Genomic DNA, 23,745 nt, shown 5'->3' on the forward strand with positions numbered 1-23,745 from the left:
GCTAACTATATTATTTCATATTGAAATAATTTTGTAGCAAACACATGTGACCAGTAAAAACCAATAGAAACAAACACATGAATTATTTTTCTTCAAATTTTAAACTTGGTATTCTTGGTGGTGGTCAATTAGGTAAAATGCTACTTAATGACACTCGAAAATTTGACATTTACACCTGCGTACTCGAAGCGAGTAACGAGGCGCCTTGTAAAATTGCCAGTAATGAATTCCATTTAGGTGATTTAATGGATTATGACGCCGTTTATAATTTTGGAAAACAAGTAGATGTGTTAACTATTGAAATTGAAAACGTGAATGTTGATGCTTTAGAAGCACTTGAAAAAGAAGGCAAAAAAGTTTACCCGTCTTCTAAAACATTGCGAACCATTCAAAACAAAGCAACTCAAAAATTATTTTACGTTGACAATAATTTACCAACGGCACCTTTTTCTCGTTTCGCCTATACTTCTGAAATAAAAGAAGCTATTAATAATGGTGGTTTATCGCTTCCTTTTGTATGGAAATGTGCCCAATTTGGATACGATGGCACCGGTGTTAAAATTGTAAAATCGGTTCAAGATTTAGAAGGCTTACCAAATGTAGAGTGTATTGCAGAAAAACTAGTTCCTTTTAAAAACGAATTGGCGGTTATTGTAGCACGTAGCGCATCGGGAGAAACCAAAACATTTCCTGTTGTAGAAATGGAATTTCACCCTGTAGCCAACCAAGTAGAATATGTTATTTGTCCTGCGCGTATCTCAGATGCTGTAGCACAAAAAGCGGTAGAAGTCGCCTTAAAAACATCAAAAGCATACAACCATGTAGGTTTGTTGGCTGTTGAAATGTTTCAAACACAGAACGACGATATTTTAATAAACGAAGTCGCTCCAAGACCTCATAATTCTGGACATCAAACTATTGAAGCCAGTTACACATCACAATTTGAACAACATTTAAGAGCCATTTTAAACTTACCTTTGGGACGAACCGACAGTAAAGTGGGCGGTGTTATGGTGAATTTAGTAGGCGCTGAAGGTTATAGTGGTGATGTAGTCTATGAAAACATTGAAGCCATTATGAAATTAGATGGTGTAACACCACATATTTACGGTAAAAAACAAACCAGACCGTTTCGTAAAATGGGTCATGTAACCATTGTAAACGAAGATCTAAACGAAGCGCGCCGTATTGCAGAAGAAGTAAAGAAAACAATTAAAGTGATTTCAGAATAAATCACTAAACTAAAAATACCCAATTCCAAAGCCTGTAAAAAAACGCATTCAGTATTTTATTTCAGTTTTTGGGATTTTTAAATTTTAAATTTTATGAATAAAGTAGGAGTTATTATGGGAAGCAAAAGCGATTTGCCAGTAATGCAAGACGCGATTGATATTTTAAAAGATTTTAACATCGAGGTGGAAGTTGATATTGTTTCGGCTCACCGCACCCCAGAAAAACTATTCGATTACGGTAAACATGCACACACAAAAGGCTTTGCTGTTATTATTGCTGGCGCTGGTGGCGCTGCCCATTTACCAGGCATGATTGCCTCATTATCTCCACTTCCTGTTATTGGTGTTCCTGTAAAAAGCAGTAATTCTATAGATGGTTGGGATTCTGTTTTATCCATTCTACAAATGCCAGGTGGTGTTCCCGTTGCAACGGTTGCATTAAACGGCGCAAAAAATGCAGGTATTTTAGCAGCTCAAATTATTGGCTCTAATAACCCATCTGTTTTAAATAAAATTATTGACTATAAAGAATCTTTAAAACAAAAGGTTTTCGAATCGGCTAAAGATTTAAAATAAAAAAAACCTCGAGGGGAACCCGAGGTTTTAGCTATTAAGAATAATTTTATGAGTTAGTCACTCTTTAAATTCTGCGCAAAAATATAAAAATTTTATTATGCACTCATAACAAAGTGCTCTTTTTAACATATTTACCTCAAATGACATCAAATTTCTTATTAACACCGTTCCAAACACCCTATAATACAGCTCCTTTTTCTAAAATTGAGAACGCTCATTTTCTTCCTGCTTTTAAACAAGGTATTGAAGAAACTAAAGCTGAAATTGATGTTATTGTAAATAATACAGAAGCACCCAGTTTTAAAAACACCATAGAAGCTTTAGAGTTTACTGGCGAACAATTAGGTAGAGTTTCAAGCATCTTTTTTAATTTGAATTCAGCCGAAACGAACGACACCATTCAAAAAATCGCTCAAGAGGTATCGCCTCTACTATCAGATTTCAGTAATGACATCACTTTAAACGAAGCCCTTTTCAAGCGTATAAAAACAGTTTACGATTCTAAAGATAGTTTAGATTTAACCATAGAACAGCAAACCCTTCTAGATAAGAAATACAAAGGTTTTTCTCGAAATGGCGCTAATTTACCAGAGGGCAAAAAAGAAAAACTTCGTGAAATTGATAAAGAATTAAGCAAATTATCTTTAAAATTCGGAGAAAACATATTGGCGGAAACCAATAAATTCGACATGCTAATCACCGATGAGTCTGATTTAGCAGGTTTACCAGAAGGCACTATAGAGGCGGCAAAACAACTAGCAGAGAGCAAAGAAAAAGAAGGTTGGTTATTCACTTTAGATTACCCAAGCTACATTCCTTTTGTTACTTACGCAGATAACAGAGAACTTCGTAAAAAAATAACACTAGCAGCCGGAAGTAAAGGCTTTAATAATGACGTATTAGACAATCAAGATATTGTTTTAAAAATCGCAAAATTAAGATTGGACCGCGCCAATTTATTAGGTTATAAAACACATGCCCACTTTGTTCTAGAAGAACGTATGGCAAAAACACCTGAAACGGTGACACGTTTTTCAAAGGAGTTACTTACAAAAGCCAAACCCGCAGCAGAAAAAGAGTTTCAAAACCTTCAAGATTTTGCTAAAGGATTAGATGGTATCGATCAACTTCAAAAATGGGATGGCTCTTATTATTCTGAAAAATTAAAACAAAAACTGTTTAATTTAGATGATGAGTTATTGAAACCTTACTTCAAACTAGAAAATGTCATTCAAGGCTCTTTTACAGTTGCGAATAAATTATTCGATTTAAATTTTGAAGAAATAAACAACATCGATAAATACCATGAAGATGTTTTAACGTATAAAGTAACCGACACTAAAGGCGACCTAGTTTCTATTTTTTATGCCGATTTCTTCCCTAGAACAGGGAAACGTAATGGCGCTTGGATGACCTCATTCAAATCACAATCGATTAAAAACGGAACGAATGATAGACCGCACATATCCATAGTTTGTAATTTCACGAAACCTACAAAAAGCAAACCTTCATTACTAACTTTCAACGAAGTTACGACCTTATTCCACGAATTTGGGCACGCTTTACACGGCATGCTTGCCAACACGACTTACCCTAGTTTATCTGGCACCAGTGTGTTCTGGGATTTCGTAGAATTACCAAGTCAAGTCATGGAAAACTGGTGTTACGAAAAAGAAGCTCTATCATTATTTGCCAAACATTATGAAACAGGTGAAGTAATTCCAATGGATTTGGTTGAAAAAATAAAAGAATCAGCCACATTCCATCAAGGGATGCAAACGTTGCGCCAAATTAGCTTTGGGTTGCTGGATATGAGTTGGCATGCAAACGAGTCTCCTGAAACCATAGAAAGTGTAAAATCGCACGAAACAGAAGCCTTTAAAAATACCACATTATACCCAGAAGTCGCAGAAAACTGTATGAGCACCTCATTTTCTCATATTTTCCAAGGCGGTTATTCATCAGGATATTACAGTTACAAATGGGCTGAAGTTTTAGATGCCGATGCCTTTGAATACTTTAAAGAAGCAGGCATTTTCAATAAAGACGTTGCCGATAAATTTAAAAACAATGTTTTATCGCAAGGCGGAACAGTAGACCCTATGACACTTTATAAACGCTTTCGCGGAAAAGAACCTCAGCCTGAAGCTTTATTAAGACGTGCTGGATTGATATAGATTATTTAATATTATGATTAACAGGAACCGAAGTTGAATGCTTCGGTTTTTTTTACGCCAATTCTGGTACAAAAATAAACTTTCAATAATTATTGAAAGTTTAAAAATTATCATATATTTGTACTATGAATTACGAAGAAGCAAAAATAAAATTTATAAGCACTTGGGGAAGTTTAGGCACACTTTGGGGTATTAATAAGGCTATGGCACAAATACAGGCGCTTCTTTTTATTTCAACTAAACCACTTTCCATGGAAGAAATTATGGAAGAACTTCAAATTTCTCGCGGAAACACAAGCATGAATTTACGCCAATTAATGGACTGGGGTATTGTGACCAAAGAACTCATTCCAGGTGAACGTAAAGAATATTTCACAACTGAAAAAGATGTACAAGAACTGGCAAGAATTGTTGCAAAAGAACGTAGCAGAAGAGAAATTCAACCAGTAATTAAAGTATTAAACGAGGTATCTTCAATTGAAGACGATGGCACCGAAAAAACAAAAGAATTAATTAAACAAACAAAAGCTTTGCACGACTTAACAGAAACCGCAGATGCCATGATTAACAAACTCGTAAACCAACAACAGAATTGGATTACTAAATCCTTATTGAAATTATTCACCTAAAAAAATTTAAATAATACTTTCAATATTTTCTGAAAGTTTAAAAACTATAAAAATGAAACCAACTAATACATTCATGACAGGTAATTGGCAAGATTTAATCATGACAACTTTTGAAATTGACCAAGCCATTCTAGAACCCTATCTACCAAAAGATACAGAAATAGACTTATATAACAATAAAGCATTGCTAAGCATGGTGGCTTTCACATTTAAAAAAGTAAGTTTCTTTGGCTTTAGAGTACCAATGCACCAAAACTTTGGGCAAATAAATTTTAGATTTTATGTGAAATCTAAAATTGACGGAACCAAAGGTGTTGTTTTCATAAAAGAATTTGCTCCAAAACCATTAATCACATTAGTGGCCAACCTATTCTATAACGAACCTTATTATTTCAAGAACATCCATTATACCAAATTTCAAAAAAACAACGAAACAACTTTAGAATACAGCTATAATGGAGCCAAAATCCACGCAAAAGCAGTTTTGGAAACAACGCCACCAACAAAAAACACTATTAATTACTTTATAGTAGATAGATATGTCGCATTTATTAAAACCAAAAGAAGTAAAACATTGCAATATCAAATTAAACACAAGCCTTGGTTGCTTTATAATATACAAGATTCTTATTTTGATAACGACTTACTTAAACTATTGCCCAACGCATTTAAGAATTTAAAACATGTTGCAACATGTTTCGTTGATGGTTCATTCGTAGCAGTTGAAAAAGGAGTAAAACTACACCCTAGTTTTTGATTCATTTTTTGAATTGATTAAGAAGTAAATTTATTCACATTTTTATACTATTTTTGACAAAAGAAAAGTCCTCACCATGTCTAACCATCAAATTAATCCAAACAAGTGGATCGATTTATATTCCGATTACCTCTTCAATTACACCATTTCACGTGTAAGTGATAGAGAAGTGGCTCAAGATTTGGTGCAAGACACGTTTTTTGCGGCCCTTAAATCGATGAAAAACTTTAAAGGAGAAGCCAGCGAACGCACGTGGTTGATTTCAATTTTAAAACGTAAAATCATTGATCATTATCGTAAAATAAATTCGAAAAAAGGAAAGGCTGAAGTTCGTATTACGTATAACGACGATAACGAATCTGAAGGTGACTGGTTGGAAGAACGTGTTGCAGACCCCTTTGACAAAACAGCTGAAGACACCATGCAAAACGAAGAACTTGGCGATGCGATACTTAATTGTTTAAGTAAATTACCAGCAAAACAAGCTCAGGTTTTTAGAATGAAAACGATGGAAGGTTATGAAACTGAAGTAATTTGTAATGAACTAAATATTACGGCGTCTAACCTTTGGGTTATAATACACAGAGCCCGTACCGCTATGGCCGATTGCCTTAAAGAAAATTGGTTTTAATTATGAGTAATAAAATTAAAATTGTCCTACCATGCCAAGAAGCAAACCATGTTTGTGATAAGTCGCAATACAAAAATGCTTCGTTATGGGAAAAAGTTAAATTAAATCTTCATTTAATTTACTGTAGAGCTTGCAGAAAATATTCTAAAAACAACGCGAAACTTACTAAAGTTATGCGTAAATCGAATATTGAGTATTTAGATAAAAAATGCAAGGAACAGATGAAAAGTGAATTAGATAAAGCTATTAAAGAAACTTCTATCAACTAAGTAAAAGCACTACTATTAGCCATAATATTGGCACGCCTTCAACCCAAAACGAACTATAATACGTGCCCTGTTCCTTTTTAGAAAAAATAACGAACAGACCGGTCACCATACTTATTAGTATAGAAACTAGAATAGTTTCCTGAGTAACCTCATTTTTTAAAAATTCCAAAAAGAAAAAAAGAAGTACTAAAACAACACCCATTTTTTTAGTGGACTTCTCTCCTATTTTCTGCGGAATGGTTGCTAACTTCAAACTATCGTACATTAAATCTCTAATTTCAAAGGGCAACATTAAAGCAATTATAAACACAAACCGCTGAATACCTGTTATTACAACATCCGTATTCACTGGTAATTCGTTATTTATTACGGGTAGAAAAACGGTAACACCTGCCCAAACCAAGGCTATAAGATATACTTTTAAACCGCCAATGCTTCTTAAGTTGTGCTTATTATCTAAATACAAATGTTTTGGCAAAAACGGAATGGCATACAAAAAGGTTATCAACCCCAAACCCGCTATAACTAACAGGGTCTTCATTTCCAATAGCAACGCATAATAACCTAGAAAAAGAAAGCAGAAAAAAGAAAACACTTGAATTGTTTTTAGCCAACTTGCCAACCTTCTGTGATGAAATTTTGCAATTCCAAAATACTTTACAAAATTATAGCCCGAAATGGAAGCGAAAAACACAAAAAGCAATAAGCTTTCATCGCAAGGTATATCATACTCCAAAAGCGTTATCCATGTTAACGAGAACACCGCTAAAGCCACATGAATACTGCTATTTATGTAAAAATTTAAAAAGTGTTTAAACATCTGCATCTTACAAAAATAGACAATACCTTTCTCTCAGTGTTCATAAGATACTTAAATGGTTAAAAACTTTCCATTTAATGCAATTAAACACGCAATTTATTGTTTATTTTTGCGAATTATATAAATAATTCCCACTTAATGAATACAAACGCTTTTGCATTGCGTCATATTGGACCTAGAGAAGAAGATCAAAAACTTATGTTAGAAACCATAGGTGTCGATTCTTTAGACCAGTTAATTTACGAAACAATTCCAGACGATATCCGTTTAAAAAATGGTTTGAATTTAGATGAACCTATGACTGAGTATGAATATTTACTTCATATTCATGAATTATCTAAATTAAACAAGGCGCACAAAACCTACATTGGTTTAGGCTACCACCCAAACATTTTACCTGCTGTTATTCAAAGAAACATTCTTGAAAATCCAGGATGGTACACGGCTTACACGCCATACCAAGCAGAAATAGCTCAAGGCCGTTTGGAAGCGTTATTAAATTTCCAAACCATGGTCATGGATTTAACGGGAATGGAAATCGCAAATGCATCGTTACTTGATGAAAGCACATCGGCTGCAGAGGCGATGAGTTTACTTTTTTCAGTAAGAGAACGTGCGCAAAAGAAAGACAATATTAATAAGTTTTTTGTTTCTGAAAACATATTACCACAAACCTTATCATTACTTCAAACCAGATCGACGCCTATTGGCATAGAATTGGTGGTTGGAAATGAGGAAACCTTTACTTTTTCTTCTGACTTTTTCGGTGCTATTTTACAATACCCAGGTAAAGACGGACAAGTAACAGATATTAAAACCTTTATTAGTAAAGCCAATGAAGCACAAATAAAAGTAGCTGTTGCTGCCGATATTTTAAGCTTAGTAAAACTAGAAGCGCCAGGTAAATTTGGTGCCGATGTGGTAGTGGGAACAACACAACGTTTTGGAATTCCTATGGGATATGGTGGTCCACATGCTGCTTATTTCGCAACAAAGGAAGCTTACAAACGCGATATTCCTGGGCGTATCATTGGGGTTACTAAAGACACCAATGGCAACCGTGCCTTACGTATGGCGTTGCAAACACGTGAGCAACATATTAAACGTGATAAAGCAACTTCAAACATTTGTACAGCCCAAGTACTATTAGCTGTCATGGCGAGTATGTATGCGGTATATCATGGTCCTAAAGGATTAAAGTTTATAGCAAACAAGGTCCATAACACGGCATCAACACTTGCTAAGGCTTTAAAAACATTAGGCTACAAGCAAGTAAATACCGTGTTTTTTGATACCCTTCAAATAAAAACCGATTCTAAACTTATTAAAAAGTTAGCGAAAGAGAAAAAAGTTAACTTATACTATCCGAACAAAAAAACGGTTACAGTTTCTATAAATGAAACAACATCTGTTAGAGATCTTAATTATTTAATTCTACTTTTTGCTGAAGCTGCTGAAAAAGAAACGATTGTAATTACCTCTGTGTCTGAAGGAAATAATATTTCTGACACATTAAAAAGAACCTCTGAATTTTTAACGCTTGATGTATTTAACACCTACCATTCGGAAACCGAATTGATGCGTTACATCAAATCTTTAGAACGTAAAGATTTAGCTTTAAACCACTCCATGATTTCGTTAGGTTCGTGTACCATGAAGCTAAATGCTGCTTCGGAAATGCTACCTTTAAGTATTTTTAAATGGGCAAACATTCACCCATTTGTTCCAAAAAGACAAGCATTAGGTTACTTGACTATCTTAAAAGAATTAGAAGATCAATTAACTGAAATTACTGGTTTTGCTGCCACTTCCCTTCAACCAAACTCTGGTGCACAAGGTGAATACGCAGGCTTAATGGTAATTAAAGCATATCACGAATCGCTTAACCAAGCACACAGAAACATTTGCTTAATCCCTTCATCTGCTCACGGAACCAATCCTGCAACAGCAGTCATGGCGGGTATGAAAGTGATTGTAACAAAATCAACCGCTGACGGTAATATTGATGTTGAAGATTTACGTCAAAAAGCCATTTTACATAAAGACAATTTATCGTGCTTGATGGTTACATACCCATCAACGCATGGTGTATACGAATCGGCTATTAAAGAAATTACCAAAATTATTCACGATAATGGTGGTCAAGTTTATATGGATGGCGCGAACATGAATGCCCAAGTAGGATTAACAAATCCTGGAAATATTGGAGCTGATGTTTGCCATTTAAATTTACACAAAACATTTGCTATTCCTCATGGAGGTGGCGGACCAGGTGTTGGCCCTATATGTGTTGCCAAACAATTGGTGCCATTTTTACCAGGAAACCCTGTTAAAAAAGTGGGTGGCGAAAAGGCTATCACCGCTATTTCTGCTGCTCCTTACGGTTCTGCTCTGGCTTGCTTAATTTCTTATGGCTACATTAAAATGCTTGGAGCCGAAGGTTTAACAGAGTCTACCAAGATTGCCATTTTAAATGCCAACTATATAAAACAACGTTTACAAGGAAGTTTTGAGACTTTATATTCTGGTGAACGCGGACGTGCAGCACACGAAATGATTGTAGATTGCCGCCCTTTTAAAGCCAATGGTATTGAAGTTACAGATATTGCAAAACGTTTGATGGACTACGGTTTTCACGCCCCAACAGTATCTTTCCCTGTTGCTGGAACTTTAATGATCGAACCAACAGAAAGTGAAAGTAAAGCAGAAATTGATCGTTTTTGTGATGCTATGATTTCTATTAAAAAAGAAATTGACCAAGCAACAAAAGACGATGACAATAATGTTTTAAAGAACGCACCACATACTTTAGAAATGATAACATCTAACGAATGGTATTTCCCTTACTCACGCGAGGAAGCAGCCTTTCCGTTAGACTATGTTAGAGATAATAAATTTTGGCCAAGCATAAGACGTGTTGACGATGCTTATGGAGACCGAAATTTAATATGTTCTTGCACGCCTATTGAAGCCTATATCGAGGCTTAAACAAAGCGTTGAACATCGTAAATTAATTTAAAAATGAATTTGCCTTTTCTTAAAACCTTGTACCTTGTATGAGTTAACTAAAAAAGGCAAATTTTTCTTTTTATGAACATTAAAATTACCGGAACTGGTAGCTATATTCCAGATACCATTGAAAAAAACGACGCTTTCCACGAACATACTTTTTTAAACAACGATGGCTCAGTAATTAACCACCCTAACGAGGTTATTATTGAAAAATTTCAAGCCATTACAGGTATTGCGGAAAGACGTTATGCAAAACCCCATTTAAACTCTTCCGATCTAGGTTTTTTTGCGGCTGAAAAAGCGATTACAAACGCTAACATAGACCCTGAAACCATCGATTATATTATTGTAGCTCACAATTTTGGTGATGTGAAACATAACGCGATACAAAGCGACATGCTCCCATCATTAGCGACTAGAATAAAACATAGTTTACGTATAAAAAACCCTAAGTGCATCGCATACGACATTCTATTTGGATGCCCTGGATGGATTGAAGGTGTTATTCAAGCACATGCTTTTATAAAATCGGGCATAGCAAAACGTTGTTTAGTTATTGGTACTGAAACACTTTCTCGCGTGGTTGACAAACATGACCGAGATGCCATGATTTTTTCAGATGGAGCTGGAGCAACTATTATTGAGGCAACCGAAGAATCCGGAGGCATATTGGCACATGAAACAGCTAGTTACACCTACGATGAGGCCTATTATTTATACTTTGGAAGTTCCAATAATCAAGAATTAAGTAAAGACACCCGATATATAAAAATGGAAGGTCGTAAAATTTACGAATTTGCGCTTAACCACGTACCTCAAGCTATAAAAACATGTATCGATGCTAGTGGTGTAGATATAAAAGATGTTAAAAAGATTTTCATTCATCAAGCCAACGAGAAAATGGATGAAGCTATTTTAAAACGCTTATACCGTCTTTATAGAACAGATATTCCAGAAGGCATCATGCCAATGAGTATTCAAAAACTAGGGAACAGTTCGGTAGCAACCGTACCAACACTTCTAGATTTAGTTAGAAATAACAAACTAGAAAACCATAAACTTACAAAAGGAGATGTTATTGTATTTGCCAGTGTGGGTGCTGGCATGCATATTAACGCGATTACTTATAGATACTAATTTTTAAAACTTTCTAAATTATTGAAGGTTTCCGTCTACGCGGAAATTAAAAAAGACAACCAGTTCATGTACGAAAAGACTTTTCCTAATAAACGTTTTAAACATACCATTCAATTTTTAGAAAAACACATTAAAAATTCTGAAACTATTTTAGACTTGGGTGTTGTTAATCCGTTTTCTGAAATTATGTTAAAACATGGCTATAAGGTTGAAAACACAACGGGTGAAGACTTAGATTTGGATACATCAACCATTCAACAATCGGAAGCAACCGTGGTTACAGCCTTCGAAATTTTCGAACATTTATTGTCCCCTTTTACCGTATTACAATCAATTAAAACCGATAAATTAGTCGCTAGCGTGCCTTTAAAATTATGGTTTTCTTCAGCATATAGAAGTAAAACCGACATGTTAGATAGACATTATCACGAATTTGAAGACTGGCAATTCGATTGGTTATTAGAAAAAGCAGGTTGGAAAATCATGGACCGCCAACAATGGACAAACCCAACCAAAAAACTGGGCATCAGGCCTATTCTCCGCTGGTTCACCCCAAGATATTACATTGTATATGCTGAAAGAATAAGTAAATAACAATTTATAAATTTCAAATTCAAAAAGAGTGCCTTTAAAGTTTGTATTTGGCATTTAAATATTGAAATTTACGGCATGAACTTCTACATCATCATTCCTGCGCATAACGAAGCAAGCTCTATTGGCTTAACTTTAGATTCCTTAGTCAAGCAAACTCATAAACCAAAATGTGTTGTAGTTGTTAACGACAATTCTACGGATGACACGCAAGAAATTGTAGAGAGTTACTCCATTAAACATACATGGATTCGTTTGGTGAATTCAAAATCATCGAACGAACATTTACCAGGTTCAAAAATCATCAATGCGTTTTATAAAGGTTATGAAACTTTAGATGAATATTACGATGTGATTTGTAAGTTCGATGCCGATTTAATTTTCCCCTCAAATTATTTAGAACAATTAACCCTTCATTTTAATAAAAACAAAACCCTAGGAATGGCTGCAGGTTTCTGTTACATTGAAAAAAATAATGATTGGGTTTTAGAAAACTTAACACGTAAAGACCATATTCGTGGTGCTTTGAAAGCCTATAAAAAAGACTGTTTTTTACAAATCGGGAAACTAAAACCATCTATGGGTTGGGACACCGTTGATGAATTACTTGCAAAATTTTACGGTTGGGAATTAAAAACAGACGCTTCATTACACGTTAAACACCTAAAACCTACAGGCATAGATTACAACAAAGCCTCTAAATATCTACAAGGCGAAGCTATGTATAAAATGCGCTATGGATTTATTATCACCCTAATTTCTGCTTTAAAGTTGGCTTATAAAAAAGGAAGTACCAGCCTATTCAAAGATTATATCGCTGGCTACTTCAGAGCAAAAAAGAATAAAATTGCCTTTTTAGTTTCTGACGAAGAAGGTCAATTTATTAGAAATTTACGCTGGAAAGGTATGTTGAACAAACTAAGATGATTTTGACTAAAGAGAAAAAACTCATTTTTAACATTTCTATTTTCAAAAACACTTACTTTAACAAAATATTACTTAAAAAAATTATAACTAATTAAATGAAAGTCTTCGTATTAGCCGTTCTTTTTTGCATTGGAATCTACTTTTTAACGAAAGCATCACCAAAACCGTCTATGACAGAAGTTAGTAACATAGGCAAACAACAATGCGCACCTCCAAATACAGGAAAAACTAATTCTGGGTACCATGAAGGTTGTTGTATTATTTTGGATAGAACCTCGGTCATTCTTAAACAAAATTCAAGGTATGAAGCACAGCATTAAAACGCTCTTTATTTCACTAATTAAAACTCCAACCTTTATAACTGCTCGAAGCTTCTAGTTTATTTTCTAAAGTATCTTCTAACTCTGGAAAGAAATCAATACCTGTTAAGGCTTCAACAGCATCAACAGAAACAACAAATTTATAAAGCAGCTTGTTTGAATTTTCATGAGGCATTAAAAATGCGATCATTTTAACTGCACCGGAATTAGTATCAATCAATACTTTATAAAACTGATTTGGCACTGCTACTTGTTCGGAACCTATCGTTTTCATATTCCCCTTTAAAACACCACCTGTAACCACAAAAACACCATCGTATTTACCAGCCCAATACCTCACTTTTTGTTCTAAGGTATTCCAAATACCCGAATTAAAGGCATGGTTTTGCGGACTTATATTACTTGTTAAAAAGGTTTCATCATAAGCCTGCTTACTATAACTTTTATCGCCAGCAGGACACAAATGACCACGATCATACCCCGAATTTTTATAGTTTCTCCAACTCGCTGCTCCTGTTTTAACCGCTTGATCGATCTCGAAATAAGGGCGCTTAAAGTTAGAATTCGTTAAATGCGACTTCTTTAACTCGTAAGCAACCCATTCTGCTTGTTCGTGCGGTTCGCTATAAGACAGTGAATACCCTTCATGATGCACTATTTGCCCCGTCGTACTGGTAGGTAAGAAATACTCGTTGGTACTCGATTTCACATCTTTACCTTCATCAATAATTTCGGTTATTTCAGCAGTCTTTAAAAAATGCTCATAACCATAAACAGCGAATACCAGTATTAAAGCAACTAGCGAATATTTTGTTTTTTTGCTCAAATTATTAATCTAATACAAATTCTAAAGGCTGACCAATAGCGCCGTTTGGAAAACTTATTCCTAAAAGAGCCGACATGGTTGGTGCAATATCTGTGATTTCGGTTTTTTGGAAAGTTTCACCGTGTTTAATTCCTTTTCCGAAGAACAAAAGAGGTACGTGTGTATCGTAATCAAATCCAGAACCATGTGTAGATCCCGTTTTACTATATGAAATAAAAGCAGCGTCATAAACAAAAAGAACATCGCCAGAACGTTTTTGATTGAATCCTTTTTGTAACAAAGCTTCAATTCCTGATATAAACGATGTTGAATTCATAGCAGAAGCCGTATACGCTTTATCTATAAACTCATATTTAATCATTTCATTTACAATAGCTTCTTGAACATCTCCCAAATCGAATCCCAATTCATTAATCTTATTTCTATCTAAAAATATTTGATTGTTACTTATGTTTTCAATTAAGCCAGACGCTTTAAATTTAGATTCCATAAACTTATCTAGATTCTCCTTTTGCGTTTTAGTATCTACGTAACCTGCTGGTATTTTAACACTTTTTAAATACGAAGGCACATCTACGGCAGCGTGATCTGCGGTTAAAAACACGGTATATGCCCCTTTACCTACAGAAGCATCTAAGGTTTTAAACAAGCGCTCTAAATCTTTATCAAAACGAATATAAGTATCTTCAATTTCTTTTGAATTCACTCCAAATTTGTGCCCCACATAATCGGTGCTCGAAAAACTTACAGCAAGTACATCTGTATGGTTGTCTTGACCCAATTGTTCTCCTTTTATAGCAGCAATAGCAAAATCTGCCACAATACTATTCCCATACGCAGTTCCTTTTAAAATATCGAATCCACCATTATCATCTTTTAAGGCTGCCAAATCATACGGAAATGTTGCTGTTTTCATTCCTTTAAAAGTGCCTTCAAAATTATTTAAATCGCTTCCACTTTCTTCATACGTTGAAATATCATATAAAGTGTTCCATGGTTTTAAATAAGAAGCCACTGTATTCGACTTATTAAATTCATTCACCCAATTAGGCAAACTATTCATATAAAAAGAACTCGTAATAAAATAACCTTTATCCTTTCCGTAAAACCAATAAGCAGCATTCGCCGTATGACCTGCAGGCAAAATAGCACCTCTATCCTTTACCGAAATACCAATGGTTTTACCACGCATTTGTGTAAACAAACGGTTTTCATCTGAAAACGTAGTCGCTTTCATCCTACTTGGAGACATTTGGCCATCTTCAGTTTCAGCCCCTACAGATTGAACACTTTTATCTTCTGCACAATACACCTTGCTTTTTATTTCCTTATCATACCAGTCATTTGCTATAATACCGTGATACTTTGGCGTTGTACCTGTGTAAACCGATGCATGACCAGGCCCTGTATAAGTAGGTACATAATTATAATGATTGTTTTTACAATTAAAACCTTCATTCATTAAACGCTTAAAACCACCTTCACCATACTTATTGTAAAAACGTGTTAAATAATCGTAACGCATTTGATCGACCACAATACCTACTACAAGCTTAGGTTTGTCTGTATTAAAATCGGGCTTTAAAGTAGAAATAGTTTCGGTTTGTGCTTTACACGAAAAAATTAAAAGAATTGCGAACAAGGCGCAAGCGGTATTTTTAAACATAATAATTTGTATTTGTTTCAAAAATACAGTTTTTAAAAATATCTTAATTTAAAATTAAAGTTAAATACCTCTAACTTTTTTTTACTTTAGCACTATTAAATTTGATTATGACCTATCTACATAATATTGGTGCTTATTTTTTAATGATTGCTGAAATGTTTCGCAAACCAACCAAGTGGTCTGTGATGAAAACGCTAATATTTAAGGATATTGACGATTTGGTTCTTAGATCTCTAGGTATCATCGCTTTTATATCGTTTTTTGTTGGAGGCGTTATTACCATACAAACAGCGCTAAACATTAGCAGTCCATTAATACCAAAATATTTAGTTGGCTTTGCAACAAGGCAATCGGTAATTTTAGAATTTGCCCCTACGTTTACGTCTGTAATTATGGCAGGAAAAGTAGGTTCCTTTATAACATCAAGTATTGGTACCATGCGCGTTACCGAGCAAATTGATGCTTTAGAAGTTATGGGAATAAACTCTTTAAATTATCTGGTATTTCCTAAAGCTGTGGCTTTAATGCTTTATCCTTTTGCAATTGCTATCGGTATGTTTTTAGGTATTCTTGGTGGTATGGCTGCCTGTGTTTATGGTGGTTTTAGTTCGTTGGAAGACTATGTTTATGGAATTCAAACAGATTTCATTCCTTTTCACATAACCTATGCCTTTATAAAAACCTTTGTTTTTGCTTTTGTATTGGCAACAATCCCTGCTTTTCATGGGTATTACATGAAAGGTGGCGCTTTGGAAGTAGGAAAAGCAAGTACCACATCGTTTGTGTGGACTAGTGTTGTTATCATCCTTTTAAATTATTTCCTAACTCAAATGCTTTTAAGTTAATGATTGAAGTTAAAGATTTACATAAGTCGTTTAATGGTGTTGAAGTATTAAAAGGCATTAGCACGACGTTTGAAAAAGGAAAAACGAACCTAATTATTGGGCAAAGTGGTTCTGGTAAAACGGTGTTTTTAAAATGTTTATTAGGATTATTCACTTATGAGGAAGGCTCTATTGCCTACGACGGAAAAGTATTCTCTAATTTAACTGAAGATGAAAAACGCGATTTACGCGGTGATATCGGTATGGTTTTTCAAGGAAGTGCTTTATTCGATTCCATGACCATAGCTGAAAACGTTATGTTCCCGCTTCGCATGTTTACAAACCAAAGCAAAAGTGAAATGCAAGATCGTGTGGACTTTGTTTTAAACCGTGTCAACTTATCGGATGCCCATAAAAAGAAGCCAAGTGAAGCTTCTGGAGGCATGCAGAAACGTGTTGCCATTGCCCGCGCCATTGTAAATAACCCCAAATATCTATTTTGTGATGAACCTAATTCTGGTTTAGACCCAAAAACATCTATTGTTATTGATAATCTAATTAAAGAAATAACCGAAGAGTACAATATTACCACCGTAATAAACTCGCACGATATGAATTCGGTTATGCAAATTGGCGAAAAAATAGTCTTTCTTAAAAATGGTTTAAAGGCCTGGGAAGGCTCCAATAAAAACATTTTTAAAACGGACAATGAAGTTGTTACCGATTTTGTTTATTCATCTGAATTAATGAAAAAAGTACGCCAAATGTATATTGAAGAACGCCAGTAAGCTTATTATTTATCGCGCTTTATAATTAAACTATCTAAATCGAAACGTTGTTTTAACCAACGCCCTAATTTATCTTGTTGCTTTAAAATATCCGCTTCCTTAACAGAACCATCTTTCCACTTAACAGTAAAAACAGAAAGCGTATCAATTTTAGAAAAGTTAGAGGTAATCACCGTCGCGTATTCCAATCTAGACACGTCTTCGTAATTAATTTTAACCTCTTTTGTTAACTCATCAAACGGAATTTGCTGGGCTTCCAATTTCTCTAAACTTTTCAATTTAGCCTCCAGAAACACAATTTTTTGTGATTGCGATAGCATGTCTACAGAATCTCGATATCGAATCTGTTCCATGTATTTCAAATTATCTAAATTCTTACTTCTATTCTGGTTAAAAATTAAATTAGAATTGCTCAAGGCATCGTAATTTTTCATTCTATCTTGAAGAAGCGCTATGGTACTTTCCGGAATCTCGTCCAGTCCAAATGTATTCAACTCTACAGAAGACATCACCTTATCATCGTCAGAATATTTATAAGAAGAATTTTTAATTATATAATCGGAATGAGGCAAGGCACTTAACTCTTTATTGATAAAGCTTCTTGCATCTCTTTCAAATCGGCTCTCACTTAACACTTTTACGAAAGTCCAAAAAGCCGGAATCATTACAATAATAGCTAAAAAAGTAGCGATTCTACCCGTCCGTCTTCTTTTTGCAGAATTAACGTATTTAAGCATTGGAAAGTTCAAAAGCTTCACTACAATAAAGGTTGCTAAAGCGATAAAAATGGTGTTAATAATAAACAAATACATCGCACCAAGGGCAAAACCCATCCCTTTAGTAAAATCCTCTTCTAAGGCTACAGAAAGACCGTACCCAACCGTACATAATGGTGGCATTAAGGCTGTAGCAATAGCAACACCAAAAATTACAGAGGCAATAGTTCCTTTTTTTGTTCTAGCAATAATTAAGGCTAGTCCACCAAAAAAGGCAATTAATACATCTCTAATATCAGGTTGTGTTCTGGCTAATAATTCAGAAGACTCCTCACTTAATGGAAACAACCAAAAAAACAAAAAAGCGGTTAATACACTTAACAAAATCATCACGCCAAAATTGACTAATGATTTTTTTAGAGTATCAATATCATTAATAGAAACCGACAAACCAATACCTAAAATGGGTCCCATTAAAGGAGAAATTAACATGGCACCAATTACAACGGCCGTAGAATTAGCATTTAAACCAATAGACGCCACAAAAATGGAACAAACTAAAATCCAAGCTGTAGCACCTTTAAACGGAATATCGCCTTTTATAGCCTGTATCGTGGCATCCCTATCTGTATCTTCACGAAAATCTAATAAGTCTTTAAAAAAACGCTTAATACTCTCTAATAAACCAATAGCACCTTGCTTTACAGCTGCTTTGCTCTCATCAACCGCCTTGTCCTTATTAGACTTGTTTTCTTCACCAGAAAAATTAAACTTGTTTTCCTCCATTATTATTACAATTAGCCACTAATACACGAATATAGATAAATTTACTATGAATTACAGAATACTATTACAATTAACTATAATCGATTATCCGTAATGTTTTCCGAATTTATCCTTCACCTTTTGAAGCACTTTTTTAATATCCTGCTCCTTTGTTTTAGGATAGATAAGTAACACATCTTCCTTATCAACTATAATATAATCTTGCAAACCATCAACCACTACAATTTTATCGCCTTGGGTTCTAATCATGTTACCAGAAGCGTCTTCCGTTAAGGTTCTCGCGTGTACTACCGCGTTACTAGAAGCATCTTTATCTAATTTATCATACAAACTACCCCAAGTTCCTAAATCGTTCCAATCAAACTCTGCTGCAATTACATATACATTATTAGAGGTTTCCATAATAGCATAATCTACCGATACATTTTCAGCCTTCGGATAATTCTCTTTTATAAAATCGGCTTCCAAATTAGTATTGTAAGCGCTTATACCACTTTCAAAAAGGGTGTATAAACTCGGTTGATTATTTTTAAAAGCATTCACAACACTTTTCACACTCCACATAAAAATACCCGCATTCCACAAGAAATTCCCTTGTGAGATGAATTGTTTTGCGGTTTCGTAATCTGGTTTTTCTCTAAATTGATTGACTTGCTTTATTTCTTCTGCGGAAACTTTATCAAACTCAATATACCCATAACCTGTATTTGGAAAAGTGGGCTGAATACCCAGCGTCATTAAAGCATTATTTTCTGAACAAAAGTCAAAAGCTTGTTTTACATTTTTTGTGAATGTTGTTTCGTCTTCAATCCAATGGTCACTTGGCGCTACGATTACCACCGCATCTGGGTTTTCCTTCTGAATTTTCAACGATGCATACAAAATACATGGAGCTGTATTACGCATAGCAGGTTCTAACAGCACTTGGCGCTGCGTCACTCCAGGAAGTTGTTCAAAAACCAAATCATTATAGCGTTCGTTGGTTAAAATAAATATATTTTCCTTCGGAATTAAATGTGATAACCTTTGAAATGTTTTCTGTAAAAGGGTATCACCCGTTCCCAACATATCGTGAAACTGTTTTGGAAATGCTTCTGTACTTACTGGCCAAAACCTTGAACCTACACCACCTGCCATTAATATGGCGTAATTATTTTTGTTAATCATATGTTTTAAAGACCTTCAAAAAAGAAGGATTTATTAATTTTAACTATTTAAGCTGCTTATAATATTCCTGCTTTTACCGGAATTACATCTACTTCTGCATTCGGATTAAAAAGGTACAACCGCCCCGTTTTAACCTCTACACATTCATACCGTTTGGTACGTTTCCTCCCTTTAATGAAAATTTTACCGTTATATAATTTAAAGGTTTCCCCTAAAGGCACTTCAAAAATAAAGGTTTTATTATTAGGCTCGTCAAATTGCTTCAATGCTAACGCTAAAACAACATCGCTATCACTAGATGCCTTGGGGTTTTTAAAATGTTTCGCCAGCAAAGGCAATAACTCTATTGGAAAAATATCTGGGTTTAAAAACGGTAACATTAAATGCTGAAAGGTTTTTTTCCATTCAACACCATGTGGTTTTATAAAACGCCCAAACCTTTTATAAGCCTCAAAATGTGCGATTTCATGAATAAGGGTAATTAAAAAACGATACTCATTTAAATTTGAATTGATTGTAATTTGATGCTTACCGTGAGGCAAACGCATATAATCGCCATGACGGGTTTTACGTTCGTTTTTAACTTTAACCACCAAATGTTCATGTTCCAAAAGTTTTAAAACTTGCGGTACTGCATTAGGTGAAATATAATCTTGAAGTTTATTTTGCATCGATGCAAAAATACAGGAATTCTTTAAAGTAGAACGAATTGATTTTATTGATAAACTAAAATTTGTTAAAACTTATAAAAATCAAATCATACCCAATAAGGCGTCCATACTATCGAATGTCTTGGTTGCTTCTGTTTTTAATTCCTCATTATAATCGTGAGCCGTAAAACCAAACACATCAAAACCTCCATTTTTAGCTGCTTTTACGCCAGACAAACTATCTTCAATAACCAAACATTCACTTGGTTTAAAGCCCATAGTTTCTGCTGCCCATAAAAACACAGCAGGGTCTGGCTTCCATTTGCTAATAGCGTAACAACTAAATATTTTAGTTTCAAAATAAGGCAACAAACCCGCTAACCCCAAATTAAGTTTAATTTTATCTTCAGGACCACTAGAAGCGACACAAAAGGGCACATTCAAATTATCTAAAACATGTTTCACGCCTTTAACAGCTTGCATGTTTTTTTTAAATGCCTCAAAGCTCTGTTGTCTATAATCTTCTTGAAAAGAATCTGGTATAGATTTATTAGATAATTGTGCTATTTTGGTTTTACACGCATCAAAAAAACTCCCTTTAAAGTGTTTCATGCCATAAGCCAAATCAATATTAGCTCCATAACCATTAGCCATATCTACCAATATTTGAATGCTTATGGGCTCGCTATCTACCAAAACACCGTCACAATCGAAAATAACACATTTGTATTTACTCATAATCTAAATTCTATTAGTAGATAAAAATATTAAAAGTATTCACGCAAGCAACCCAGCCAAAGAATTTATTTACAAATAATAAAATAGCCATATAATTATTGCTGAAAAAATGATATTATTGCGTTTTAAAAAACAACCGATATGTCTGACACTTTACGTGGTATTTTTATAGCTACTTTGCTCATTATATCTTTCTCAAACACAGCCATGGGGCAACCTAAAAAAGGGGAATTTATTCAAGCTTCAATAGGCTTAGGCATGAGTGGCTCTTATGAGGACTACAATATCATAGGATCTGGTTTTTATGTACAAGCTGAATATGTAATGGCTTTAAGTAGATGGTTTGGTGTTCGACCTTACGCTGGATTTATATCAACATCTCCAAGCAGCACCAACACAGACCCTTATTTATCTGAATACGCCGTAACATCAAAAGCCTTTCTTCTTGGAGGAAAAGCACGAATTGCAGCCCCTATTCCTTATGTAGCTCCTTATTTAGAATTGGGTATAGGTACGTCTATTGGTAATTTTGTCACTCATACACCTTCCAATTTTAAAGAAAAAAAAGGGATAATCGTCCATATCCCGTTTACTATGGGGCTTGCTTTAGGTGCCGATAATGGTGTTGAAATCGCTTTTACCTATTATTTTCACCCGACCGTTGACCAATTTAGTGGTGCAGCTGCTTTAGGTTTATCTTTTCCTATAAACAAATAACACTACTAACTTAAGGCGTAGAATTAGATACCTGTAACATTTTGCCATTGTAATATTTATTTCCGTTAAGGGAAAAGTCCAAAATATATTGCGCCATTTCTAATGCTGAAGTTCCTGCTATATAACCAGGAAATGCTTCTTCCAACATCTCGGTTTGAACAGCTCCTAAGGCTAATACATTAAACGAAATGCCAGATTCTTTATATTCTTCAGCTAACAGCTCCGTTAAGGTTATTACAGCTGCTTTACTAGAACTGTACGCTGCCAAGCCTGGAAACTTCATACTACCTTGTACACCACCCATAGAACTAATGGTTACCACATGGCTTTCTTTCTTCATAAATGGTAAAACGATTCGGGTTAATTCGGCAACACCAAAAACGTTGGTTTTATAAACGTTTTCAAAATCATTCATAGAAATCTCAGAAAATGGCTTATTTAACAAGACTCCCGCATTGTTGATTAAAACATCTACATACTCCCAATCACTATCAATAAAATTCTCTACTTTTTTGTAAGCTTCAGCATCATTTAAATCCAATGAAAATGCCGTAACATTCTTCAATTTTAAATCCTGAATTGGCTTTTCATTCCGCGAAAGCGCTAATACTTGATGGCCTGCATTTGCAAAAAGTTGCACCAATTCAAAACCAATTCCCCGACTAGTTCCTGTTATAATTATATTTTTACTCATGGTTCATTGTAATTTCTTTGGTTGGTGTATTGCAAATGGTTTCTATTGCCGGAATCACTTTATTTATTAGGCTTGCCATATGGTTATAATCTAGTTTATCCGCCTCATCATCTACATGGTGGTAATAATCGTAATTGGATAAATCGCAGCTTGAAAAAGTCTGACAAGGCAATTTAAACTCTTTATAAAAGGCATAATTATCAGAATGGGTAAATAAATCATACTTTTTTGAAACTTCTGAAAACCCGGTAAGATTTGAATTGGTGTATTCATTTATTTTAGCAGACATATTGGATAAATCATACCCAGTAAGAAAGGCATCATATGGACGACCCACAAACGGCACACCAATCATCTCAAAATTCAACATGGTGTATAAATCTATATTTTCGGCCTTCAACTTTTTAGCTAAATGCTCCGAGCCTTTAAGTCCTTTTTCTTCTGCTGAAAACAATGCAATTAGGATACTACGTTTATTCGTTCTTGTTTCTGCAAAATATTCAGCGATTTCTAAAACACCACTGGTTCCAGCAGCGTTATCGTTAGCACCATTTGCAATGGTATCATCACCCACTTTTTTGGCAGAACCAATATGGTCGTAATGTGCACCAATAATAACAATTTCATTTTTAAGAGTCTCATCATTCCCTTCAATAAAACCAACTATATTATACGCATGCATCCCTTTCAAATTAAAACTATCTCTATAAGTTTTGTAATAGGGCTTTATATTGTTTTTACGAAAAATAGTCTCGATATAAACAGCCGCTTTTTCTATACCTTCTGAACCTGTGTCTCTACCTTTTAAATCATCGGAAGCTAAAAAGCTTACTATCTCCTTTAACTCTTCACTTGTTGCCAATTTATTACTGGATGCTTTTGAAGAAGAAGTCATAATAACATCCCCTTTTGAAGGTTTTGGAATCACATTTTGACTAGAATCTGTATTGTTTATAATTACTGTTGAAGATTTACAACCCATCACAATAATAAGTACTAAAAGGAAGACTGATTTTTTCATAAATTTTATTTGAGTTTAAAGATAAAAAAAACCTGCTTCAAATATGAAACAGGTTTTTTAAAATTATAATATTT

24 protein-coding genes are annotated in these 23,745 nt (G+C 34.5%); 15 read left to right on the forward strand and 9 right to left on the reverse strand.

Features of this window, described 5'->3' with window-relative positions:
* The first annotated feature begins 77 nt into the window (after window positions 1-77).
* The 7 genes from Q5N74_RS01160 (at window position 78) to Q5N74_RS01190 (ending at window position 6,271) form a co-directional block, all read left to right on the forward strand.
* Window positions 78-1,232: a 5-(carboxyamino)imidazole ribonucleotide synthase gene (locus Q5N74_RS01160; RefSeq protein ID WP_304386829.1), complete on the forward strand. Its 1,155-nt coding sequence runs from the start codon at window positions 78-80 to the stop codon at window positions 1,230-1,232.
* 93 nt (window positions 1,233-1,325) lie between these two features.
* Window positions 1,326-1,808: a 5-(carboxyamino)imidazole ribonucleotide mutase gene (gene purE, locus Q5N74_RS01165; RefSeq protein WP_304386831.1), complete on the forward strand. Its 483-nt coding sequence runs from the start codon at window positions 1,326-1,328 to the stop codon at window positions 1,806-1,808.
* Window positions 1,809-1,948: 140 nt separating this feature from the next.
* Window positions 1,949-3,985, forward strand: coding sequence for a M3 family metallopeptidase (locus Q5N74_RS01170; RefSeq protein WP_304386832.1), 2,037 nt, complete (start codon window positions 1,949-1,951; stop codon window positions 3,983-3,985).
* A 125-nt stretch (window positions 3,986-4,110) separates the two neighbouring features.
* A complete protein-coding gene (locus Q5N74_RS01175) occupies window positions 4,111-4,614 on the forward strand; it encodes a GbsR/MarR family transcriptional regulator (RefSeq protein ID WP_304386833.1) in 504 nt (167 codons plus the stop codon).
* A gap of 52 nt (window positions 4,615-4,666) precedes the next feature.
* Window positions 4,667-5,371: a YqjF family protein gene (locus Q5N74_RS01180; RefSeq protein ID WP_304386834.1), complete on the forward strand. Its 705-nt coding sequence runs from the start codon at window positions 4,667-4,669 to the stop codon at window positions 5,369-5,371.
* A 76-nt stretch (window positions 5,372-5,447) separates the two neighbouring features.
* Window positions 5,448-6,002 carry a sigma-70 family RNA polymerase sigma factor gene (locus Q5N74_RS01185; protein ID WP_304386835.1) on the forward strand — a complete coding sequence of 185 codons (555 nt, stop codon included), beginning with the start codon at window positions 5,448-5,450 and terminating at the stop codon, window positions 6,000-6,002.
* 2 nt (window positions 6,003-6,004) lie between these two features.
* Window positions 6,005-6,271, forward strand: a complete 267-nt coding sequence (locus Q5N74_RS01190; protein ID WP_304386836.1) for a hypothetical protein — start codon at window positions 6,005-6,007, stop codon at window positions 6,269-6,271.
* Here Q5N74_RS01190 and Q5N74_RS01195 read toward each other — a convergent pair.
* Entirely contained in the window at window positions 6,264-7,091 is an 828-nt protein-coding gene (locus tag Q5N74_RS01195; protein ID WP_369686010.1) for a hypothetical protein, read from the reverse strand. The genes Q5N74_RS01190 and Q5N74_RS01195 overlap by 8 nt on opposite strands.
* A gap of 138 nt (window positions 7,092-7,229) precedes the next feature.
* Here Q5N74_RS01195 and gcvP point away from each other — a divergent pair, with 138 nt between their 5' ends.
* From gcvP to Q5N74_RS01220, 5 genes are all read left to right on the forward strand, one after another.
* Window positions 7,230-10,079: an aminomethyl-transferring glycine dehydrogenase gene (gene gcvP, locus Q5N74_RS01200; protein ID WP_304386838.1), complete on the forward strand. Its 2,850-nt coding sequence runs from the start codon at window positions 7,230-7,232 to the stop codon at window positions 10,077-10,079.
* A gap of 102 nt (window positions 10,080-10,181) precedes the next feature.
* Complete coding sequence (locus Q5N74_RS01205; protein WP_304386839.1) at window positions 10,182-11,240, forward strand: 3-oxoacyl-ACP synthase III family protein; 1,059 nt, start codon at window positions 10,182-10,184, stop codon at window positions 11,238-11,240.
* Window positions 11,241-11,306: 66 nt separating this feature from the next.
* Window positions 11,307-11,834: a methyltransferase gene (locus tag Q5N74_RS01210; protein ID WP_304386840.1), complete on the forward strand. Its 528-nt coding sequence runs from the start codon at window positions 11,307-11,309 to the stop codon at window positions 11,832-11,834.
* Between the two features lie 75 nt (window positions 11,835-11,909).
* Window positions 11,910-12,758, forward strand: coding sequence for a glycosyltransferase family 2 protein (locus tag Q5N74_RS01215; RefSeq protein ID WP_304386841.1), 849 nt, complete (start codon window positions 11,910-11,912; stop codon window positions 12,756-12,758).
* 95 nt (window positions 12,759-12,853) lie between these two features.
* Window positions 12,854-13,078, forward strand: coding sequence for a hypothetical protein (locus Q5N74_RS01220; protein ID WP_304386842.1), 225 nt, complete (start codon window positions 12,854-12,856; stop codon window positions 13,076-13,078).
* 16 nt (window positions 13,079-13,094) lie between these two features.
* Here the strand turns inward: Q5N74_RS01220 and Q5N74_RS01225 are convergent, their stop codons facing one another.
* On the reverse strand, window positions 13,095-13,904 hold the full coding sequence (locus Q5N74_RS01225) for a DNA/RNA non-specific endonuclease (RefSeq protein ID WP_304386843.1): 810 nt from the start codon (window positions 13,902-13,904) through the stop codon (window positions 13,095-13,097).
* Between the two features lie 4 nt (window positions 13,905-13,908).
* Window positions 13,909-15,570 carry an alkaline phosphatase PafA gene (gene pafA / locus Q5N74_RS01230; RefSeq protein ID WP_304387165.1) on the reverse strand — a complete coding sequence of 554 codons (1,662 nt, stop codon included), beginning with the start codon at window positions 15,568-15,570 and terminating at the stop codon, window positions 13,909-13,911.
* Between the two features lie 107 nt (window positions 15,571-15,677).
* On the opposite strand from pafA, the gene Q5N74_RS01235 reads away from it, so the two are divergent.
* Both Q5N74_RS01235 and Q5N74_RS01240 read left to right on the forward strand, forming a co-directional pair.
* Window positions 15,678-16,415, forward strand: a complete 738-nt coding sequence (locus tag Q5N74_RS01235) for an ABC transporter permease (protein WP_304386844.1) — start codon at window positions 15,678-15,680, stop codon at window positions 16,413-16,415.
* On the forward strand, window positions 16,415-17,182 hold the full coding sequence (locus tag Q5N74_RS01240; protein WP_304386845.1) for an ABC transporter ATP-binding protein: 768 nt from the start codon (window positions 16,415-16,417) through the stop codon (window positions 17,180-17,182). The genes Q5N74_RS01235 and Q5N74_RS01240 overlap by 1 nt, the downstream gene beginning before the upstream one ends.
* A gap of 5 nt (window positions 17,183-17,187) precedes the next feature.
* Here the strand turns inward: Q5N74_RS01240 and Q5N74_RS01245 are convergent, their stop codons facing one another.
* From Q5N74_RS01245 to Q5N74_RS01260, 4 genes are all read right to left on the reverse strand, one after another.
* A complete protein-coding gene (locus Q5N74_RS01245) occupies window positions 17,188-18,684 on the reverse strand; it encodes a DUF389 domain-containing protein (protein ID WP_304386846.1) in 1,497 nt (498 codons plus the stop codon).
* An 84-nt stretch (window positions 18,685-18,768) separates the two neighbouring features.
* A complete protein-coding gene (locus Q5N74_RS01250) occupies window positions 18,769-19,851 on the reverse strand; it encodes a mannose-1-phosphate guanylyltransferase (RefSeq protein ID WP_304386847.1) in 1,083 nt (360 codons plus the stop codon).
* 56 nt (window positions 19,852-19,907) lie between these two features.
* Window positions 19,908-20,522, reverse strand: coding sequence for a SprT-like domain-containing protein (locus Q5N74_RS01255; protein WP_304386848.1), 615 nt, complete (start codon window positions 20,520-20,522; stop codon window positions 19,908-19,910).
* Window positions 20,523-20,603: 81 nt separating this feature from the next.
* On the reverse strand, window positions 20,604-21,239 hold the full coding sequence (locus tag Q5N74_RS01260; protein WP_304386849.1) for an HAD family phosphatase: 636 nt from the start codon (window positions 21,237-21,239) through the stop codon (window positions 20,604-20,606).
* A 141-nt stretch (window positions 21,240-21,380) separates the two neighbouring features.
* Here Q5N74_RS01260 and Q5N74_RS01265 point away from each other — a divergent pair, with 141 nt between their 5' ends.
* Entirely contained in the window at window positions 21,381-21,956 is a 576-nt protein-coding gene (locus tag Q5N74_RS01265) for a hypothetical protein (protein WP_304386850.1), read from the forward strand.
* Between the two features lie 10 nt (window positions 21,957-21,966).
* Here Q5N74_RS01265 and Q5N74_RS01270 read toward each other — a convergent pair whose 3' ends face one another.
* Both Q5N74_RS01270 and Q5N74_RS01275 read right to left on the reverse strand, forming a co-directional pair.
* Window positions 21,967-22,650, reverse strand: coding sequence for an SDR family oxidoreductase (locus Q5N74_RS01270; protein WP_304386852.1), 684 nt, complete (start codon window positions 22,648-22,650; stop codon window positions 21,967-21,969).
* A complete protein-coding gene (locus Q5N74_RS01275) occupies window positions 22,643-23,671 on the reverse strand; it encodes a M28 family peptidase (RefSeq protein WP_304386854.1) in 1,029 nt (342 codons plus the stop codon). The genes Q5N74_RS01270 and Q5N74_RS01275 overlap by 8 nt, the downstream gene beginning before the upstream one ends.
* Window positions 23,672-23,745 lie beyond the last annotated feature (74 nt).

Source organism: Mariniflexile sp. AS56, from assembly GCF_030552475.1.
In the GTDB taxonomy this organism is placed as follows: Bacteria; Bacteroidota; Bacteroidia; order Flavobacteriales; family Flavobacteriaceae; genus Mariniflexile.

Excerpts from the sequence above, each read along its gene's own strand:
- Q5N74_RS01255 (WP_304386848.1), bottom strand. The coding sequence starts at position 20,522 with ATGCAAAATAAACTTCAAGATTATATTTCACCTAATGCAGTACCGCAA.
- Q5N74_RS01175 (WP_304386833.1), top strand. The coding sequence starts at position 4,111 with ATGAATTACGAAGAAGCAAAAATAAAATTTATAAGCACTTGGGGAAGT.
- Q5N74_RS01160 (WP_304386829.1), top strand. The coding sequence starts at position 78 with ATGAATTATTTTTCTTCAAATTTTAAACTTGGTATTCTTGGTGGTGGT.
- Q5N74_RS01240 (WP_304386845.1), top strand. The coding sequence starts at position 16,415 with ATGATTGAAGTTAAAGATTTACATAAGTCGTTTAATGGTGTTGAAGTA.
- Q5N74_RS01195 (WP_369686010.1), bottom strand. The coding sequence starts at position 7,091 with ATGTTTAAACACTTTTTAAATTTTTACATAAATAGCAGTATTCATGTG.
- Q5N74_RS01215 (WP_304386841.1), top strand. The coding sequence starts at position 11,910 with ATGAACTTCTACATCATCATTCCTGCGCATAACGAAGCAAGCTCTATT.
- gcvP (WP_304386838.1), top strand. The coding sequence starts at position 7,230 with ATGAATACAAACGCTTTTGCATTGCGTCATATTGGACCTAGAGAAGAA.
- Q5N74_RS01210 (WP_304386840.1), top strand. The coding sequence starts at position 11,307 with ATGTACGAAAAGACTTTTCCTAATAAACGTTTTAAACATACCATTCAA.
- Q5N74_RS01245 (WP_304386846.1), bottom strand. The coding sequence starts at position 18,684 with ATGGAGGAAAACAAGTTTAATTTTTCTGGTGAAGAAAACAAGTCTAAT.
- Q5N74_RS01170 (WP_304386832.1), top strand. The coding sequence starts at position 1,949 with ATGACATCAAATTTCTTATTAACACCGTTCCAAACACCCTATAATACA.
- pafA (WP_304387165.1), bottom strand. The coding sequence starts at position 15,570 with ATGTTTAAAAATACCGCTTGCGCCTTGTTCGCAATTCTTTTAATTTTT.
- purE (WP_304386831.1), top strand. The coding sequence starts at position 1,326 with ATGAATAAAGTAGGAGTTATTATGGGAAGCAAAAGCGATTTGCCAGTA.
- Q5N74_RS01190 (WP_304386836.1), top strand. The coding sequence starts at position 6,005 with ATGAGTAATAAAATTAAAATTGTCCTACCATGCCAAGAAGCAAACCAT.
- Q5N74_RS01260 (WP_304386849.1), bottom strand. The coding sequence starts at position 21,239 with ATGAGTAAATACAAATGTGTTATTTTCGATTGTGACGGTGTTTTGGTA.
- Q5N74_RS01205 (WP_304386839.1), top strand. The coding sequence starts at position 10,182 with ATGAACATTAAAATTACCGGAACTGGTAGCTATATTCCAGATACCATT.
- Q5N74_RS01185 (WP_304386835.1), top strand. The coding sequence starts at position 5,448 with ATGTCTAACCATCAAATTAATCCAAACAAGTGGATCGATTTATATTCC.
- Q5N74_RS01235 (WP_304386844.1), top strand. The coding sequence starts at position 15,678 with ATGACCTATCTACATAATATTGGTGCTTATTTTTTAATGATTGCTGAA.
- Q5N74_RS01275 (WP_304386854.1), bottom strand. The coding sequence starts at position 23,671 with ATGAAAAAATCAGTCTTCCTTTTAGTACTTATTATTGTGATGGGTTGT.
- Q5N74_RS01265 (WP_304386850.1), top strand. The coding sequence starts at position 21,381 with ATGTCTGACACTTTACGTGGTATTTTTATAGCTACTTTGCTCATTATA.
- Q5N74_RS01270 (WP_304386852.1), bottom strand. The coding sequence starts at position 22,650 with ATGAGTAAAAATATAATTATAACAGGAACTAGTCGGGGAATTGGTTTT.
- Q5N74_RS01220 (WP_304386842.1), top strand. The coding sequence starts at position 12,854 with ATGAAAGTCTTCGTATTAGCCGTTCTTTTTTGCATTGGAATCTACTTT.
- Q5N74_RS01180 (WP_304386834.1), top strand. The coding sequence starts at position 4,667 with ATGAAACCAACTAATACATTCATGACAGGTAATTGGCAAGATTTAATC.
- Q5N74_RS01250 (WP_304386847.1), bottom strand. The coding sequence starts at position 19,851 with ATGATTAACAAAAATAATTACGCCATATTAATGGCAGGTGGTGTAGGT.